The organism is Pseudarthrobacter sp. DSP2-3-2b1 (assembly GCF_049895945.1).
Lineage (GTDB): Bacteria > Actinomycetota > Actinomycetes > Actinomycetales > Micrococcaceae > Arthrobacter.
In genome coordinates this window covers 406479-423794 of record NZ_JAFCTI010000002.1, presented here as the reverse complement: position 1 = coordinate 423794, position 17316 = coordinate 406479, and the positions used below count along the sequence as shown (strand labels likewise).

Sequence of the window (17316 nt, the reverse complement as noted above, 5' to 3'; positions counted from 1 at the left end):
GGCTGGTCCGGTGACTGACTCCAAGCACCCCCAGACCCCACCTTCCGCCCCAGCGCCCGGCCCGCTGGCGGGAGTCATCATCGGCCTGGACATCGGCGGCACCAAGACCCGCGGAATCCGTTTCGAGGACGGCGTGGCCGTGGCTGACGAATCGGCCGGCAGCTCAAACGTCCAGAATGTTACCCGCGAAGAGGCCGCGCTGAACCTCGCGGACCTGTTCGCCAGGATCGGCGGGGGCCGGGTGTCCTATGTGTACGCCGGGGCCGGGGGCATAGACACCGACGACGACGCTGCCGCCCTCGCCGCGCTGATCGAACCCCATGTTCCGGGGGCCCAAATTACCGTAGTCCACGATTCCCGGCTGCTGCTGGCGGCCGGCGGCGCGGCCACCGGTGTGGCGGTGATTGCCGGAACCGGGTCTGCCGCCTGGGGCCGGAACTCCGCGGGCGAAGAGGCGCGGGCCGGCGGCTGGGGCTACCTCCTCGGAGACGAAGGCAGCGGATACTGGCTGGGCCGGGAGTCCGTCCGCCACAGTCTGCGCCGGATGAACCAGGGACTTCCGGTCGATCAGCTCACTGCTGCGCTGCTTGCCGCCTGTGGAGTAGACGATCCCAACCGGCTGATTGCATTGTTCCACTCCCCGGAAACCGGCCGCCGGTTTTGGGCGCAGCAGGCCCGCCTGGTGGTGGACGCGGCCGCTGCCGGACACGGGGCCAGCCAGGAGCTTCTCGATCAGGCCGGCAAGGACCTCGCAGATCTGGCCGGGCAGTCGCTGCGGAAGCTGGGAATCGATGGGCCGGTCATTCTTGGCAGCGGACTGGGCATGAACGTGGTTCCACTTCAGGACGCCTTCCGGAAGTACCTGGCTGCCGGGGGCGTCACCGACGTCCGCGTCCTGGACCAGGACCCGGTGTTTGGCGTCCTGAAGCTGGTGGCGGAGCGTTCAGGGTCCGAATGACCTTCTCCGCGGTGCCAGCCTGACCGCTGGCATGGGGGGAGCAGGAATGCGGCCGGCCTGGGCACCGGCATCGGGGCCGTGCCCCTCCACCAGCCCGTAGCGCGCCCCGCGGGCGGCAACCTCCGGCACGTTACCCTGCGCTTCCCAGTCCTCGCGCGCCTGCGCCACTTCGTCGTGGGTGCGGCCCACGAAGTTCCACCACATCAGCAGCTCCTCCCGGAAGGGCTCGCCGCCAATCAGCAGGAAGCGGGTGCCGGGCAGGGCCTGAACTTCGAGGATTGACCGTCCGGCGCCCAGGTAGCCCAGCGGTCCCGGCGGTACTTCCTGCCCGTCCAGCGTCAGCCCGCCGTCGAGCACCAGAACCGCATGTTCGAAGTGCGGCGCCAGGGGCAGAACTGTGTTGCCCCCGCAGGAAATGTCGGCGCCGACGATGGGGGAGTACATCGTGGCAGGGGAGACCGCGCCGGCGAATTCACCCACCATCACCGTTGCCGTGAAGCCTGCGCCGGTGACCACGGGCAGGTCCCGGTGCTGCTCAAACGCCGGCACCCGGCGGCGTTCTGCATCGGGCAGCGCCACCCAAAGCTGAAGCCCGCGCTGAACTGGCAGCCGCCGGCCGTCGTCGGAATCCGGCAGGACCGCAAACTCTGAATGGGACACACCGTGTCCGGCGGTCATGATGTTCAGTTCACCGGGACGGACCACCACGTCGCTGCCCACGCTGTCCCGGTGCCGGATGGTACCGGCCAGCGGCCAGGTGACCGTCTGCAGCCCGATGTGCGGGTGGGGGAGGACGGACATGGCGGTCCGGTCCGGACCGAAACTGTCCAGGAAACACCAGGCGCCGATGGTTGGCAGGCCGCGCTGCGGAAGGGTGCGCCGGACGTTCATTGCCCGGACCCCGCCCAGCGGAACCTCACGTTCGGGCCACAGCACCAGGCACGGCCCCGACGTCCCATCTATGCCGGCGGGCGGACAAATATCCTCTTGGGGAGCGGCTTCCAGGTTGGTCACAGTCCAACTCTAGGCGCAGGCAGATGGCCGGGTAAGGCCAAATACCAGCGACCCATCCGCGCAGGCCACGGCTCCGAATGATTACAGTAGGGATTCTCTTGCCCGGATTGCCTTCACTACTGGTTACGCGGGGAACGGATTGCGTTACCGTAAATATCAGTGTGCTGATAACCAGCTTTCTCCACTGTCCGATGCCATCCAACAGAACGGGTCAGTCCGCAGAATGGACCAAGCCATGATTGAGTTCCAGAGCGTCACCAAGCAGTATCAGGGCGGGCATCCTGCCGTGGACCAACTCACCATGTCCATCGACAAGGGCTCCATCACCGTCTTCGTGGGTCCCTCGGGCTGCGGAAAGACCACCTCGCTGCGGATGATCAACCGGATGGTGGAACCGACCTCCGGCGTCATCACCGTGGACGGACGGGACGTGACCAGTGTTCCCGCTGCCGAACTGCGGCGTTCCATGGGCTACGTGATGCAGTCCTCCGGCCTGATGCCGCACCGCTCCGTGCTGGACAACATCGCCACCGTGCCGCGCCTCAACGGCGTTTCCAAGACTGAAGCCCGCAAGCGTGCGGAAGAACTGCTCGACGTCGTGGGGCTGGCGTCCGCGCTGGGCAAACGGTACCCGTCCCAGCTCTCCGGTGGTCAGCAGCAGCGCGTGGGCGTGGCCCGGGCGCTCGCCGCCGATCCGCCGGTCCTGCTGATGGATGAACCGTTCAGCGCCGTGGATCCGGTGGTGCGCGATGAACTGCAGCAGGAGCTGCTGAGGCTGCAGAAGGACCTCGCCAAAACCATCGTTTTCGTCACCCACGATATCGATGAGGCCACCGTCCTGGGGGACAAGGTGGCTGTCTTTGCCGTCGGCGGCAAACTGGCCCAGTACGCCACCCCCGAGGAGATCCTGCGTGCCCCGGCCAACGACTTTGTGGCGGCGTTCGTGGGACGGGACCGGGGGTTCCGCCACCTGGGGTTCACGGCGTCCGACGGCGTGGCGATCCACCCGGTGCCCACGCTCGTTTTTGAGGGCGGCCGGTTCGCCGGTGACCCCGCTGCGGTGACGGGCTGGCAGTTGGTGGTGGATCCGGAGATGCGCCCGCTTGGCTGGGCCCGCCCAGGGACGGACACCGACCTGATCCCCGGCGGTTCGCTGTTCCGCCCCGGCGAGAGCCTGCGGCGGGCGCTTGACGCGGCACTGTCCTCGCCTTCCGGCCAGGGCGTGGCCATCGACGGTGAGGGCCGGGTGCTGGGCACCGTCCGGGCCCAGGAAGTCCTGGCCGTGATCGAGGATGCCCGCCAGGTACGGCAGGCTGCCCTCTGATGGACTGGTTCCTCTCAAACAGCGGCATGGTCATGGAGCGGGCCGGACAGCATATTGTCCTGGCGCTCATTCCCATGGTGCTGGGCCTGCTGATCTCCCTGCCGCTGGCCCAGTTCGCGCGGATGAACAGGACACTGCGGTCCGTTGTGCTGACGGCAAGCTCGCTGCTCTACACCGTCCCGTCTCTGGCGCTCTTCATCATCCTTCCGCCACTGCTCGGTACCCGGATCCTTGATCCGCTGAACGTTATTGTGGCCCTGACGCTGTACGCCGTTGCCCTTCTGGTGCGGGCCGCGCTGGATGCCTTTGATTCCGTTGACGAGGACCTGCGCCAGGCGGCCGTGGCCATGGGCTACAAACCGTGGCGCCGCTTCTTCGATATCGACCTGCCGTTGTCGCTGCCGGTGATGTTCGCCGGTCTCCGGGTGGTCTCCGTCAGCAACATCTCCCTCGTCAGCGTTGCGGCCCTGCTCGGGGTGGGCAACCTCGGGATGCTGTTCACCGACGGGCTGCAGCGCAACTTCGTCACAGAAGTGGTGGTGGGGATTGTTGCCATCCTGGTGCTCGCGCTGGTCATGGACGGTGTCCTGGTCCTGCTCGAGAGGCTGCTGACCCCGTGGACGCGGGCCGTCAAGGCATCAGGTCCATCAGCGCCTATCGCGGCCGGCTACGTGGCAGACGCCCGGGTCCATGCAGGGGCCGGGCCATGAGCATCTTTCTGGACACCATCGCCTGGATCGCCGATCCCCTCCACTGGACCGGCAGTTCCGGCATCCCGGTCCGGCTGCTGGAGCACCTCCAGTACAGCGGCCTGGTGCTGGTCATTGCAGCTGCAATCGCGGTACCCGTAGGCCTCTACATCGGCCACACCGGGCGCGGCCGGGTGGTGGCTGTGGCCGTTGCCGGTGCGCTCCGGGCCCTCCCCACCCTTGGCCTGCTGGTCCTCTTTGCCCTGCTTGCGGGGAGCGGCCTCATGCCGCCCGTGTGGGCGCTGGTAATCCTCACGGTCCCGCCGCTCCTGGCCGGGACCTACGCCGGGATCTCCAGCGTGGACCGGACAGTGGTGGACGCCGCGCGGGCCATGGGAATGACCGAGTTGCAGATCCTGTTCCATGTGGAGCTGCCCAACGGACTCCAGGTGATGTTCGGTGGCATCCGGACGGCGGTGCTCCAGGTGATCGCCACCGTCTCGGTGGTGGCCTATCTTCCGCTGGGCGGGTTGGGTCGCTACCTGTTCGACGGCCTGGTCCTCCAGGATTTCCCCCGGATGCTTGCCGGCTCAGTCCTCATCGCAGGACTGGCCATCGTCGTCGACCTCATCCTCGCCGGAGTGCAGAGAGCCCTTCTCTCGCCCGGCTTGTCAACTGATTCCCGCGGTGGCCAGCAGGCTGCCGCTGATCTCCCAGCTGCCGCGCCTGCGCCAGCTGCTGTTCAAGGAGGTACCCCATGAAAGAAATCGTCCGGAACAACCTCACCCGCCGGGGACTTGCCGGCCTGGCCGCCGGCGTCGGCCTGGCCGTTGCGCTGACCGCGTGCGGCGGCAGCGATCCGCTGTCCACGCCCACCACCAGTGCCGCCGGCGGGGCCACGGCCGGCGGTTCGCTGGTAGTGGGCTCTGCCGACTTCCCGGAGAGCCAGATTGTGGCGGAGATCTATGCCGGGGCCCTGACTGCCGCCGGTGTCACAGCCACCACCAAGCCGAACATCGGTGCCCGCGAAATCTACTTCAAAGCCGTCCAGGACGGTTCTGTAGACCTGGTTCCGGATTACTCCGGCAACCTGCTCTCGCACGTGGACAAGGAAGCTGCTGAAGTTTCGGCAGAGGACATCTACAAGGCCCTGCCGGAGAAACTGCCTCAGGGCCTCGCGGTCCTGGAGGCCTCAAAGGCAGAATCCAAGGACGCCATGGTGGTCACCAAGGCCACCGCGGAAAAGTACCAGCTGAAGTCCATCGAGGACCTCGCCAAAGTGTGCAAGGACCTGACCATGGCCGCGCCGGCCACGTTCGAAACCCGCGCCTACGGCTTCCCGGGCCTGAAGGCCAACTACGGGTGCGAACTCAAAGCCCTCAAGCCGTTCAGCGACGGCGGCGGCAACCTGACGCTGCAGGCCCTCCTCACCGATGAGGTACAGGTGGCGGACATCTACACCACCACCCCGTCGATCGCGGACAACGATCTTGTGGTGCTGGAGGACCCCAAGAACAACTTCAAGGCCCAGCAGGTCCTGCCGTTGTACAACACGGCGAAAATGACGGACAAGGCCAAGGAGGCGCTCAACAACGTCTCGAAGATGCTCACCACCGAGGACCTTGTGAACCTGAACCGTGCGGTCAGCGGCAGCCAGAAGCAAAACGCCAAAGACGCTGCAGCGTCATGGCTCAAAGACAAGGGCATCGTCAAGTAGGAACCCGCCTGCGGCCTGAAACATGACCACGACGGCGGCTGCCGCACTCACCGGGTGCGGCAGCCGCCGTCGTTCGTGTGTCTCAGGTCTCAACTGAAGTACATCCTTCCTGTGGCATATTTGAGGGATGGCAGAATTCAGGCAGTCCACCAAGCTCAACAACGTCCTTTACGACATCCGTGGACCGATTCTTCAGGCCGCCCAGCAGATGGAGGCAGAGGGTCACCGCATCCTCAAACTGAACATCGGAAACCCCGCACCGTTTGGATTTGAAGCGCCTGACGCCATCCTGGTGGACATGATCCGCCACCTGCCCCACGCCCAGGGCTACAGCGACTCCCGCGGCATTTTTTCGGCCCGCACCGCCGTCTCGCAGTACTACCAGACCCGCGGTATCCAGAACATCCACGTTGACGATATTTACCTTGGCAACGGTGTCAGCGAGCTCATCACCATGTCCCTCATGGCACTGCTGAACGACGGCGACGAAGTGCTGATCCCGACCCCCGACTACCCGCTGTGGACCGCATCAGTGGCCCTCGCAGGCGGTAAGCCGGTGCACTACCTGTGCGATGAGGAATCCGGTTGGCAGCCGGACCTTGAAGACCTTGAAGCCAAGATCACGCCCCGGACCAAGGGCATCGTGGTCATTAATCCGAACAACCCCACGGGGGCTGTGTACCCGGAGGAAACGCTGCGGAAAATCGTGGCACTGGCGGAGAAGCACGGGCTGGTGATCTTTGCCGACGAGATCTACGAAAAGATCCTGTACGAAGACGCAGTGCACATCAACCTGGCCGCCCTGACCGGTGACGACGTCCTGTGCCTGACCTTCAGCGGACTGTCCAAGGCCTACCGGGTCTGCGGCTACCGGGCAGGCTGGATGGCCATTTCCGGTCCGAAGAAGGACGCCGCCGACTATTTGGAGGGCATCAGCCTGCTGGCAAACATGCGGCTGTGCGCCAACGTCCCGGCCCAGCACGCAATCCAGACCGCACTCGGCGGCTACCAGAGCATCAACGATCTCATCCTGCCGGGCGGCCGCCTGCTTGAGCAGCGCAACAAGGCCTACGACATGCTCAACGCCATTCCCGGTGTCAGCACCCAGCAGGCCCGGGGCGCCATGTACCTCTTCCCGAAACTCGATCCCGAGGTCTACCGCATCCGCGACGACGAGAAATTCGTCCTTGACCTGCTGCGGGAGCAAAAGATCCTGGTCTCGCACGGCCGGGCGTTCAACTGGGTGCGCCCGGACCACTTCCGGATGGTCACCCTGCCCCTCGTCAAGGACCTCGAAGAGGCAATCAACCGCATGGCGGACTTCCTCAGCCGGTACAAAGGGAACTAGCCTGTGGTGACGTGCACCGTTGGCACGTGGAACCTTGGGAAAGGACCGTCATGGCCGGTGTCGTTAAATTTGAGCAGCACGCCTCCGAAGCGCTCAGGATCGGAAAGGGCTTCTCCCTCGCCAAGGTGGACCCCGACTCCACACCCGGCTACACCGGCAGCAAGACCGATGGCCAGCAACTCCTCGCGGAGCTTGACGATAACTTGGCCGAGCTGCAGGAAAAACTGTTCGCGGAGTCCCGTTTCGGCGGGACCAAGCGCATCCTGCTGGTGCTTCAGGCGATGGATACCGCGGGCAAGGGCGGGATCGTCAATCACGTGATGGCCCCCATGGATCCGCAGGGTGTGCAGTTTAAAGCTTTCAAGGCACCCACGGACGAGGAGAAATCCTATGACTTCCTTTGGCGGATCCAGAAGGAGGTCCCCGCGGCCGGCATGGTGGGAATTTTTGACCGCTCCCACTATGAGGACGTCCTCATCCACAAAGTCCACAGCTGGGCCACCCCGGCGGAAATCAAGCGCCGTTACGTTGCCATCAATGAGTTCGAGAGCAGGCTGTCCGATTCTGGCACCAAGATCGTGAAGGTCATGCTCTACATCAGCAAGGACGAGCAGAAGGCCCGGCTGCTGGCGCGGCTGGACAATCCGGCAAAGCACTGGAAATACAGCCGGGGCGACATTGACGAGCGGGCCTTCTGGGATGACTACATGGCCGCCTACCAGGCTGCCATCGACGAGACGAACACCGCCGCCGCGCCATGGCACGTGATTCCGGCCAACAAGAAATGGTATGCGAGGATCGCGGTTCAGCAGCTGGTGATGGGCGCGATGTCCGAGCTGAAGCTCGAATGGCCGAAGGCGGAGTTCGATGTGGACATCGAGCGCGCGCTGGTGGAGAAGTCCTGAGATTGGCCTAAAGCGGCTGGTCGCGTGCTGCGGCCAGCCGTTTTCGTGCACCCTCAAGCCACTCCTCGCAGCGCTTGGCCAACGCTTCGCCCCGCTCCCACAGGGCCAGTGACTCCTCAAGGCTGGCGCCCCCCGCCTCGAGCTTGCCCACCACCTGCACCAGCTGCTCACGGGCTTCCTCGTAGTTCAGCGCTTCGATGTCTGATGCGGTCTTTGGCTCAGTCATGTGGTTCTCCTTCGTGAAGTTTTCCGGTGGAGGCCGCGCCAAAGCGGCCCTGGGCCACGCGAACGGTCAGTGGTGTGCCTGCCGGGGCCTGTTCGGGGTTGCGGACCACCAGGTGTCCGGCTGGGTCATCCGGCCGGGCCGGCTGTTGGGGGATGAGCTCCACCACGGCGTAGCCCCGGTCAAGGGTCTTTTGTGGTGACAGGGCCCGCACCTGGGCCTGCAGATGCACCAGCTGATCGGCTGCCCGCACCACCGTGGAGCTGACGGCGGCCGATGATCTCCGCAGGAGCCGTTCGATTTCTTCTGAGCGCACGGTGACCATGCCCTCCGGGGTGGCCAGGACCGGCCGGGAATGCAGGGCGGACAAGCGTTCCGTTTCCTGCTCGACCAGCCTGCTGATGAAACGGCGCAGGTGCTCCCGGGTCTGGCGCACGCCGGCCAGTTCCTCAGCCACATCGGGAACGATCCGTTTGGCGGCATCGGTGGGCGTGGAGGCACGCAGGTCCGCGACGTCGTCGAGCAGGGGCCGGTCTGCCTCGTGTCCGATGGCGCTGACCACCGGGGTGGATGCGGCAGCCACGGCACGGATGAGTTCTTCGCTGTTGAAGGGCAGCAGATCTTCGAGGGCCCCGCCGCCGCGGGCTATCACGATGACGTCCACGTCCGGCCGGCCGTCCAGTTCCTTCAGGGCCCTGATGATCTGGGCGACTGCGGTGTTGCCCTGCACGGCGACCTCCCGGATTTCAAATTCGACCGCGGGCCAGCGCAGGGCCGCGTTTTGGAGGACGTCCTTCTTGGCATCCGAGTCCCGTCCGGTGATCAGGCCGATGCGGTGGGGGAGGAGGGGCAGGGGCTTTTTCCGGGAGTCGGCAAACAGGCCTTCGGCGGACAGTGCCTGCCGCAGCCGTTCGATCCGGGCCAGCAGATCGCCGAGGCCGACGGGCCTGATGTCCCTGACCTGCATGTTGATCCGCCCGGTCTTCAGCCAGAACTCGGGCTTGAGCAGCGCGACCACGCGGGAACCACGTTCCAGGGGAAGGTTCTGCCGCTCAAGGATCTTGGACCAGACCGACGCCGGAAGGGAAACCTCGGCGTCGACGTCGCGCAGGGTCAGGTAGGCGTTGGTCCCGCGCCGGTTGAGTTCGATCACCTGGCCCTCGACCCAGGCAGCAGGCGCCCGGTCGATGTGCATCTTCAGTTTCTGCGACAGCAGCTGCAGGGGCCACGGATTGTCCGGGCTTGTCTCAGCCGCGGTAGCAGGCAACGTTGAGGGTGCCGTTCCGGGCAGCGCAGCCTGTTCAGACATGCGCCGGCCTTCGTGAAGGTGTGGCAGGTGGCATGGGCGGTCCTCTGTCTGATGCGTGTATTTCGGGGCTGCTGTTTACGGGTTGTGTTTACGGGTTGTGTTCAACCTTATCCATAAGCTGTATCACTCCGGACTGACATTGTTCGTCCACCCGGTCCCTCTAAGATGGCAATGCCGCCCGATGATTAAGGACCTTGCTGTGCGTACTGTTGTTTCTGCCGTTGCCGTCATCCTGGGCGTAGTGCTCGCTGCCCTGGCTGTTCCGGCCATCTGGCTTGACCGGAACGTGGTGCAGGAAAACGGGTTCGTGGCGCTTGCCGCGCCGCTGGGCAGTGACGATGAGTTCCAACAGCAGTTGGCTGCCGCTGCCGTTGGCACCATTGACACCAGTGCCGTCCCGGAGGCCTTCGCCGGCCTGCTCGAGCCGGTCCTGGAAGCCGCAGCAGCCTCGCTGACCGGTCTGCCGGGGTACCCGGCAGCCTGGGAGGAGAGCCTTCGCAGGAGCCACCGCCTCAGTTTCGCGGCCCCTGGCACTCTCCCGGCAGAAGTGGATTCCAGCACCGCGCTCACCTTGGATGTTGCCCCCCTGGTTGCCCCGGGTGTGGAGGAGTTGAGCCGGACCTCTGGGCTGCCGCTGGATCCGCCGGGCCAGACGCTGATCAACGTCGGGCAGGCCAACCAGCGCCAGCTCATCGAACAGGCCGCCGCCTATGCGCCATTGGGGTACAGCTTGGCTATCGGCGCCGGTATCGCGTTGGTCCTGGCACTTGTGGCCGCCCGTCGCCGGTGGGTCGTACTTTTCAGTGCCGGAATTGCCGGGCTCCTGCTCGCCGGCCTGTGGACCGCCGGAGCCCAGCTCGCCGGGGACAACGTTCTCGCTGCTGCGAGTGGCAGTGGGATCGCCGACATGTTCAAGAATGAGTTTGTTGCCGCGGCTGCTGCGGGCTTCCGGACGTGGACCCTGGCGGCCGCGATAACTGGCGGAGCCCTGGCCGTGGCTGGCCTTGTGGTGCGCATCGCATCTCCGGGACGCCGGGGTTCAACCCGGTAGCATGGAGCAATGACCTCCACCGCTGTGCCCCTTTCGATGCCAACCGTCCCGCGCCGGCGGCGTACGCCAGAAGAGGTGTCCGCGGCTGCTCCGGTGACCGGCCCCAAGAAGGTCCTCCTGGCGGCACCCCGCGGGTACTGTGCAGGTGTGGACAGGGCCGTCATCGCCGTGGAAAAGGCCTTGGAGCACTACGGCCCGCCCGTCTATGTGCGGAAGCAGATTGTGCACAACGTCCACGTGGTCAGCTCGCTCGAGGCGCAGGGCGCCATCTTCGTCGAGGAAACCGACGAGGTCCCCGAGGGTGCGCTGGTGATTTTTTCCGCTCACGGCGTTTCACCGGCCGTCGTCCAGTCGGCCGAGGACCGCGGGCTGCGCACCATTGACGCCACCTGCCCGCTGGTCACCAAGGTGCATAAGGAAGCCGTGCGCTTTGCCAAGGACGATTTCGACATCCTGCTGATCGGCCACGACGGCCATGAAGAGGTTGAGGGAACAGCAGGCGAAGCCCCTGAACATATCCAGATCATCAATGGCCCGCACGAGGTGGACAAAGTAACCGTCCGGGATCCCGAGAAGGTCATCTGGCTGTCCCAGACCACCCTCAGCGTTGACGAGACCATGGAGACGGTCCGGCTGCTGAAGCAACGTTTCCCCACCCTGCAGGATCCGCCCAGCGACGACATCTGCTACGCAACCACCAACCGCCAAGTGGCCATCAAGAAGATCTCCCCGCAGGCCGAACTGGTGATCGTGGTGGGATCAGCCAACTCCTCGAACTCGGTGCGCCTGGTGGAGGTAGCCCTGGAATACGGGGCGAAGGCCTCCTACCGTGTGGACTTCGCCAATGAGGTGGACGAAGCCTGGTTCGAAGGCGTGGCTACCGTGGGTGTCACGTCCGGAGCCTCAGTTCCGGAAGTTCTGGTCAAGGACGTCCTGCGGTTGCTGGCCGACTACGGCTACGGCTCGGTGGAAGAAGTAGTCACCGCTGAAGAAGACCTCCTCTTCTCTCTCCCCAAGGAGCTGCGGGCAACCTTGAAGGAAGCCGGCGACGTCAGCCGGGCCCTGGGCGGCCGCCGCTCCCGCAGCTAGGGGATTCCCCGCCCGCCAACACGCCGTGGGGCGTCAGGCCGCGGCGTCATCCTCCTGACGCTCGGTAGCAGCTTTCTGAAGCTCCGGGGCGGCCTGCTGAAGCTCCGGGGCGGACACGGATCGCGGCGTTACCTCCAGCGCGGCCGGGGTAACCAATCCGGTTTCGTCCAGGGCGTTGAGCTTGCGGGCCGTTGGTAGGATCCTTGCCTCGAGTGTGCCCACCATCATGTTGTAGCGGTCCACCGAGGATTTCAGCGACGTGCCCAGCTTGCTCACGTTCTCGCCCAGGGTTCCCATCCGCTCATACAGCTGCCGGGCCAGCTCGAACAACTCGCGCGCACTGTCCGTAAGGACGTCCTGCCGCCACGTGAAGGCCACTGATTTCAGCACGGCCAGCAGTGTGCTGGGCGAGGCCAGGACGACATTCCTGGACAGTGCATGGTCCAGGAGCGTGGCATCTGCCGTCAGGGCTGCTGCAAGGATGGATTCCGCCGGCAGGAAGCAGATCACCAGTTCGGGGGAGTTCCCGGGGATGTCCCAGTACTTCTTGCTGCTGAGCGCATCCACATGGGCCCGCAGCGCCTTGGCGTGGGCGGCCAGAAGGGTCTGCTGGTTCCCGGGGTTCTGGCCTGCCGGGCCGTGCCCCTGCCGGGTACCGAGTTCCTGGGCCTCGAGGTAGGAGGACAAGGGGACCTTGGCATCCACCACCAGCTGTTTGGCGCCGGGGAGCTGAACCACAAGGTCGGGGCGGAGCGCAGAATCCGCGCCCGCGCTGTGGACCTGCTCCAGAAAGTCCACATGCCGCAGCATTCCGGAGGCTTCGACCACGCGGCGCAGCTGCACTTCACCCCACTGGCCGCGGGCGCTGTTGGAGCGGAGGGCTGATTCCAGGGCGTGCGTGCTGCGGATCAGCTGGGCGTCGGACAGCCGGGCCTCCTGCAGCTGCTGAGCCAGCTGACCATATTGCTCTAGGCGGTCACGTTCCAGCAGAGCTACCTGCTGCTGCACTGCCGTGAGCTTTTCGGCAACCGGTGCCAGAGCCCTCAGGACACTGCCGTCCTGGCTGCGGGCCTCGCCGAGTTCCCGGTTCTGCAGCGAGAGCAGGCGGCGTTCCGCATCCGCCGCGGCCAGCTGGGCGCTGACGCCGGACAGCCGCGATGACACGGCGTCGAAGTCCTCCTCCAGGGCGCGGGTCCGCTTGCGCAGGAAAAAGTACGCGGCGGCGGCGCCGGTGACGGCACCAACCAGCAGCATCAACAGGGCGAGAATCAGGCCTAAAGCATCCATAGCCTCACTGTGGCATGACCCTGTGACAATTTCCGGAACCGACATATTCAGGCGAAGCCGGACCGGTCCGGGACCCGCTGGGGCCAAGGCCACCTGCAACCGGTAGAATCAATGCTCGTGGCTCTTACTATTGGCATCGTCGGACTGCCCAACGTCGGCAAATCAACTCTCTTCAACGCACTGACCCGTAACCAGGTGCTGGCAGCGAACTATCCGTTCGCTACCATCGAACCCAATGTCGGCGTCGTGAACCTGCCGGATCCCCGGCTCAAGCAGCTCGCGGAAATTTTCGGCTCCCAGCGCCTGCTGCCCGCGCCGGTGTCCTTTGTGGACATCGCCGGCATCGTGAAGGGTGCATCCGAGGGCGAAGGCCTGGGCAACAAGTTCCTGGCCAACATCCGTGAGGCCGAAGCCATCGCACAGGTGGTGCGCGTGTTCGACGACCCCGATGTCATCCACGTGGACGGCAAAGTGGATCCCCGCTCGGACATGGAGACCATCAACACCGAGCTGATCCTGGCCGATCTCCAGACCATCGAAAACGCCATTCCGCGGATCGAAAAAGAAGTCAAGATCAAGAAGCGCGAAGCCGCTGAACTGGCTGCCATCAAGGCGGCCCAGGCGGTCCTGGAACGTGGCGACACCATCTTCTCCTCGATCACGCGGGACAAGCTGGAGATGGAGCACCTCAAGGAACTCAGCCTCCTGACAGCCAAGCCCTTCATCTATGTCTTCAACGCTGACGAAGGCATTCTGGGCAGCCCGGAGAAGCAGGAAGAGCTGCGGGCCATGGTTGCCCCGGCAGACGCAATCTTCCTTGACGCCAAGCTTGAGTCTGACCTCGTTGAGCTGGACGAGGAAGAAGCCCGCGAGATGCTGGAAATGAACGGCCAGGATGAGTCCGGCCTCGACCAGCTTGCCCGCGTGGGGTTCCACACCCTCGGCCTGCAGACCTACCTCACGGCCGGCCCCAAGGAGACCCGCGCGTGGACCATTCACCAGGGTGACACAGCCCCCCAAGCAGCCGGTGTGATCCACTCCGACTTCCAGCGCGGGTTCATCAAGGCTGAAGTCGTTTCCTTCCACGACCTCATCGACGCCGGCTCCATGGCGGAAGCCAAGTCCCGCGGCAAGGTCCGCATTGAGGGCAAGGAATACGTGATGGCCGACGGCGACGTCGTGGAGTTCCGCTTCAACGTTTAGTTCATGCTCGAAAATCGCGTCCCGGCACAGCCGGGGCGCGATTTTTCAGCTTCCGGCCGGAGCCCATCCCAGGGCAGGACCCAGTTTGTTCGCTATGTCGCTGAGGATCTGGACGTAGTCCTCGTGGTCGAAGCTGAAGGGCAGAGCGAACGCGACTTCGTCCACTTCCTGGAACCCCGCGTGGGCATACAACTGTTCGGCAATCTGATCACTGCTGCCGATGAGATCGGCGGCGAACAGCATCCCTCTCGGCCCGTGCGGCACCCGGGTACGCGGAGTGCGTTCATCGACGTACAGTTGGTACTTTTCCCGCTGTTTCGCTGAAGCCGAATCGGTGGGAATCACCACGAGGCCCTGTGAGACCCTTGCCGGCCCGCGCGCAGGAACCGATGCCGCGGCGGCTTCACGGTAGGCGCGGATCTGTGATTGTTGGATCCGGGCAAACTCCGTTTCCTGATCCCTGCCGGCAAAGACCACACTGCTGGATAGCAGGTTGAATCCGTTGGCCCCGGCCCAGATGGCCGACTCCTTGCTTGCCGCCCCATACCAAAGGCGTTCGCGCAGCCCGAAAGAATGCGGCTCCACGCGGTTGGAGAATTCCTCAACCACACCCTGCTTGCCGGAAAATTCCCGGACCGGTTCACCTGCGATCAAGCGGGCCAGCCGCTCGACCCGTGCGTAGCTGAAGTCCTCCAGCCCGGCGGAATCCGGGTACAACTCGTGCTTGATCGTGTCGTAGTGCATTGGTTCGCCCACGCTGAGGCCCGGATTGATTCGTCCGCCGGCGAGCAGATCCACGGTGGCCAGGTCTTCGGCCAGGCGCAGCGGGTTTTCCCATCCCATGGGGGTGACGGCGGTTCCAAGCTCGATCCGCGAGGTGCGCTGGCTGGCCGCGGCCATCATCGCAATGGGGGAGGAGATGCCGAACTGCAGATGACGGTGGCGCAGCCAGGCGCTGTCGAATCCAAGCCGCTCGCCCAGTTCGATGATCTGCAGGGTCGATTCGTGGCCTGCAACCGGATCCACAGGATCGAACAGGCCAATGGTGAGGAATCCGAGCTTGCGCAGCGGCCGTGAGGAATCGGGCATGGGCTTCCTTCAGGAGATCGGTGTACGGCTGTTGACTCATGATATGCGGACACTAGCCCACGCCCTGAACCGCTAGAATTCAAGGAAAATATGGACGTTCAACGTCTGATTCGGGACAGGCAAAGGAGACGCATGCCTCTGAGGCGTTTGATTCAAGTCATCACCGGGGCCGTCGCGTCGGCCCTGGTTCTCTCAGGATGCAACGCTTCAGGTGGCGCCGCTCCCGTGGTGGTCGGCGAGACGAACCGGGGCGGGAGCGTGACCGTGGCCGAGGTGAATGCATTTACCTCGTTCAATCCCTTCAGCGTCGCCGGAAACACGGACATCAACACCAAGATCGGCCACATCACCCATTCAGGCTTCTACTACGTCGATGACACCGTGAAGGTGGTCCGGAACGAAAAGTTCGGCCGGTACGAGAAGGTTTCCGACAAACCCCTGAAGGTGCGTTACACCGTCAACGAGGGCGTGAAATGGTCCGACGGCGATGCCATCGACGCCGGAGATCTCCTCCTGTCCTGGGCCGCCGGTTCCGGCTACTTCGACGATGCTGATTCCGAAGCGGGGACAGGCACCACCTACTTTTCCGCTGCCGCCGACAAGACCGGTCTCGCCGGCACAGTCTTCCCCGAGATCGGCAGTGACGGCCGGTCCATCACGCTGGAATACGCCACTCCCTATGCGGACTGGGAAGTGGCGTTCGACGTCGGCCTGCCGGCCCATGTGGTGGCAGCCAAAAGCGGCCTGAACGACGAAGCGGACCTGATTGACCTGCTCAAGGAGTCGCCCGGCGGGGATACCACCGAGCCAGCAGTCAACGCGCCGCTGAAACGCGTCAGCGATTTCTGGAACTCCGGCTTTGACGCCAAGTCCCTGCCCGATGACCCCGCCATTTACCTTTCCAGCGGCCCCTACCTCGTCCGGGATATCGTTGCGGACACCTCCCTCCGGCTGGTTCGGAACAGGGACTACGTGTGGGGCCCCGAGCCATTCCTGGATGAGATCACTGTCAGGTTCACCGGGGCCGCCCCTGCCGCGGTTGCGGCGCTCAGGAATGGCCAGGCGGACATCATCGCACCGCAGCCGACGGCCGGCAACGAAAGCCTCTTCCAGGGTCTGAAGGACCAGGGAAACACGGTCCAGCAGTACAGCCAGGCCGGTTATGACCATCTTGATCTCAAATTCTCGGGGCCCTTCGCCGACAGGGACGTCCGCCAGGCGTTTTTGAAAACAGTTCCCCGGCAGGAGGTCGTTGACGCCATCGCGGGGTCCGCCTCCGACGCCAAGCCCCTTGATTCACACGTTTTCCTGCCATCGCACCCCAAGTACCCGGACACAGTGAAAAACAACGGTTCGGCAGGGTACTCCGAGGTTGACATCCAAGGGGCAAGGTCGCAGCTCCGCGGTGCTACCCCGACCATCCGGATCCTGTACAACCGGGACAATCCCAGCCGCGTGCGGGCGTTTTCGCTGATCCGCGACTCCGCCCGCCTGGCCGGGTTCACGGTTGAGGATGCCGGACTCGGAAATTCCGACTGGGCAGCCGCCCTCGGAAGCGGAAACTACGATGCTGCCATTCTCGGTTGGATCAGCACCGGAGTAGGGGTGGGCCGCGTGCCGCAGATTTTCAAGACCGGCGGCGGCAGCAACTTCAACGGCTTTTCCGACGACGACGCCGACAAAGTGATGGAGCAATTGGCTTCCACCACTGATCTGGCCAAACAGGACGAACTCATGGCCGCCATCGACAAACGCGTCTGGGAAAGCGCCTATGGCCTGCCGCTGTACCAGACGGCTGGGACGGTGGCCTTCAGCAGCCGGGTGAGCGGGGTCAAGCCCAGCCCCGGCCCTCTGGGGGTCTGGTGGAACGTCTCGGAATGGCGCCTGAAATAGGCCCTGCCAAAGGCGTGGGAGAACGCTTGAGCCTTCGATTCGCCGCACGTCCTACCAACAAGTAACATGTGACTTGCACAACTTCCGGGTACCGGCTAGTTATTCGCGATTAACTGATTACGGTTTGGCAACGGAGTACCAGTATTTGGACATTGTGCGGCTAGGCTCTTCAAGTATGTATGGTGCGTCACAGTGTGAACCTGTGACTGGCCTGCCG

At 64.5% G+C, this 17316-nt stretch carries 16 protein-coding genes; 11 read left to right on the top strand and 5 right to left on the bottom strand.

Annotated elements, in window-relative coordinates; genetic code table 11:
- The first annotated feature begins 10 nt into the window (after nucleotides 1-10).
- Nucleotides 11-958 carry an N-acetylglucosamine kinase gene (locus ACP7AX_RS04505; protein ID WP_426225544.1) on the top strand — a complete coding sequence of 316 codons (948 nt, stop codon included), beginning with the start codon at nucleotides 11-13 and terminating at the stop codon, nucleotides 956-958.
- Here ACP7AX_RS04505 and ACP7AX_RS04500 read toward each other — a convergent pair.
- The gene (locus ACP7AX_RS04500) at nucleotides 944-1972 is read right to left on the bottom strand and encodes a pirin family protein (RefSeq protein ID WP_426225543.1); all 1029 of its coding nucleotides are present in this window, start codon (nucleotides 1970-1972) and stop codon (nucleotides 944-946) included. The genes ACP7AX_RS04505 and ACP7AX_RS04500 overlap by 15 nt on opposite strands.
- A 223-nt stretch (nucleotides 1973-2195) precedes the next feature.
- On the opposite strand from ACP7AX_RS04500, the gene ACP7AX_RS04495 reads away from it, so the two are divergent.
- The 6 genes from ACP7AX_RS04495 to ACP7AX_RS04470 all read left to right on the top strand — a co-directional run bounded on the left by ACP7AX_RS04495 (nucleotide 2196) and on the right by ACP7AX_RS04470 (nucleotide 7955).
- Nucleotides 2196-3296: an ABC transporter ATP-binding protein gene (locus ACP7AX_RS04495; RefSeq protein WP_426225542.1), complete on the top strand. Its 1101-nt coding sequence runs from the start codon at nucleotides 2196-2198 to the stop codon at nucleotides 3294-3296.
- Nucleotides 3296-4006 (top strand): ABC transporter permease, encoded by a 711-nt coding sequence (locus tag ACP7AX_RS04490; RefSeq protein ID WP_426225541.1) that lies wholly within the window; start codon nucleotides 3296-3298, stop codon nucleotides 4004-4006. Before ACP7AX_RS04495 ends, ACP7AX_RS04490 begins: the two co-directional genes overlap by 1 nt.
- Nucleotides 4003-4746, top strand: coding sequence for an ABC transporter permease (locus ACP7AX_RS04485; RefSeq protein WP_426225540.1), 744 nt, complete (start codon nucleotides 4003-4005; stop codon nucleotides 4744-4746). Before ACP7AX_RS04490 ends, ACP7AX_RS04485 begins: the two co-directional genes overlap by 4 nt.
- On the top strand, nucleotides 4743-5702 hold the full coding sequence (locus ACP7AX_RS04480) for an ABC transporter substrate-binding protein (RefSeq protein WP_426225539.1): 960 nt from the start codon (nucleotides 4743-4745) through the stop codon (nucleotides 5700-5702). The genes ACP7AX_RS04485 and ACP7AX_RS04480 overlap by 4 nt, the downstream gene beginning before the upstream one ends.
- 127 nt (nucleotides 5703-5829) lie before the next feature.
- The gene (locus ACP7AX_RS04475; RefSeq protein WP_426225538.1) at nucleotides 5830-7050 is read left to right on the top strand and encodes a pyridoxal phosphate-dependent aminotransferase; all 1221 of its coding nucleotides are present in this window, start codon (nucleotides 5830-5832) and stop codon (nucleotides 7048-7050) included.
- Nucleotides 7051-7100: 50 nt separating this feature from the next.
- Nucleotides 7101-7955 carry a polyphosphate kinase 2 family protein gene (locus ACP7AX_RS04470; RefSeq protein ID WP_426225537.1) on the top strand — a complete coding sequence of 285 codons (855 nt, stop codon included), beginning with the start codon at nucleotides 7101-7103 and terminating at the stop codon, nucleotides 7953-7955.
- Nucleotides 7956-7962: 7 nt separating this feature from the next.
- On the opposite strand, the gene ACP7AX_RS04465 is transcribed toward ACP7AX_RS04470, so the two are convergent.
- Nucleotides 7963-8181 (bottom strand): exodeoxyribonuclease VII small subunit, encoded by a 219-nt coding sequence (locus ACP7AX_RS04465; protein ID WP_131682792.1) that lies wholly within the window; start codon nucleotides 8179-8181, stop codon nucleotides 7963-7965.
- Nucleotides 8174-9487, bottom strand: coding sequence for an exodeoxyribonuclease VII large subunit (gene xseA, locus ACP7AX_RS04460; protein ID WP_426225536.1), 1314 nt, complete (start codon nucleotides 9485-9487; stop codon nucleotides 8174-8176). Before xseA ends, ACP7AX_RS04465 begins: the two co-directional genes overlap by 8 nt.
- 199 nt (nucleotides 9488-9686) lie before the next feature.
- Between xseA and ACP7AX_RS04455 the strand changes: the two genes are divergently transcribed.
- Both ACP7AX_RS04455 and ACP7AX_RS04450 read left to right on the top strand, forming a co-directional pair.
- The gene (locus ACP7AX_RS04455; RefSeq protein ID WP_426225535.1) at nucleotides 9687-10538 is read left to right on the top strand and encodes a hypothetical protein; all 852 of its coding nucleotides are present in this window, start codon (nucleotides 9687-9689) and stop codon (nucleotides 10536-10538) included.
- Between the two features lie 9 nt (nucleotides 10539-10547).
- Complete coding sequence (locus tag ACP7AX_RS04450; RefSeq protein ID WP_426225534.1) at nucleotides 10548-11627, top strand: 4-hydroxy-3-methylbut-2-enyl diphosphate reductase; 1080 nt, start codon at nucleotides 10548-10550, stop codon at nucleotides 11625-11627.
- A gap of 33 nt (nucleotides 11628-11660) precedes the next feature.
- Here ACP7AX_RS04450 and ACP7AX_RS04445 read toward each other — a convergent pair whose 3' ends face one another.
- On the bottom strand, nucleotides 11661-12914 hold the full coding sequence (locus ACP7AX_RS04445) for a DNA recombination protein RmuC (protein WP_426225533.1): 1254 nt from the start codon (nucleotides 12912-12914) through the stop codon (nucleotides 11661-11663).
- Nucleotides 12915-13031: 117 nt separating this feature from the next.
- Between ACP7AX_RS04445 and ychF the strand changes: the two genes are divergently transcribed.
- Nucleotides 13032-14117, top strand: coding sequence for a redox-regulated ATPase YchF (gene ychF / locus ACP7AX_RS04440; RefSeq protein ID WP_131682787.1), 1086 nt, complete (start codon nucleotides 13032-13034; stop codon nucleotides 14115-14117).
- A gap of 45 nt (nucleotides 14118-14162) precedes the next feature.
- Here the strand turns inward: ychF and ACP7AX_RS04435 are convergent, their stop codons facing one another.
- Nucleotides 14163-15206 (bottom strand): LLM class flavin-dependent oxidoreductase, encoded by a 1044-nt coding sequence (locus ACP7AX_RS04435; RefSeq protein ID WP_426225532.1) that lies wholly within the window; start codon nucleotides 15204-15206, stop codon nucleotides 14163-14165.
- Between the two features lie 132 nt (nucleotides 15207-15338).
- Here ACP7AX_RS04435 and ACP7AX_RS04430 point away from each other — a divergent pair, with 132 nt between their 5' ends.
- On the top strand, nucleotides 15339-17099 hold the full coding sequence (locus ACP7AX_RS04430) for an ABC transporter family substrate-binding protein (RefSeq protein ID WP_426225531.1): 1761 nt from the start codon (nucleotides 15339-15341) through the stop codon (nucleotides 17097-17099).
- Nucleotides 17100-17316 lie beyond the last annotated feature (217 nt).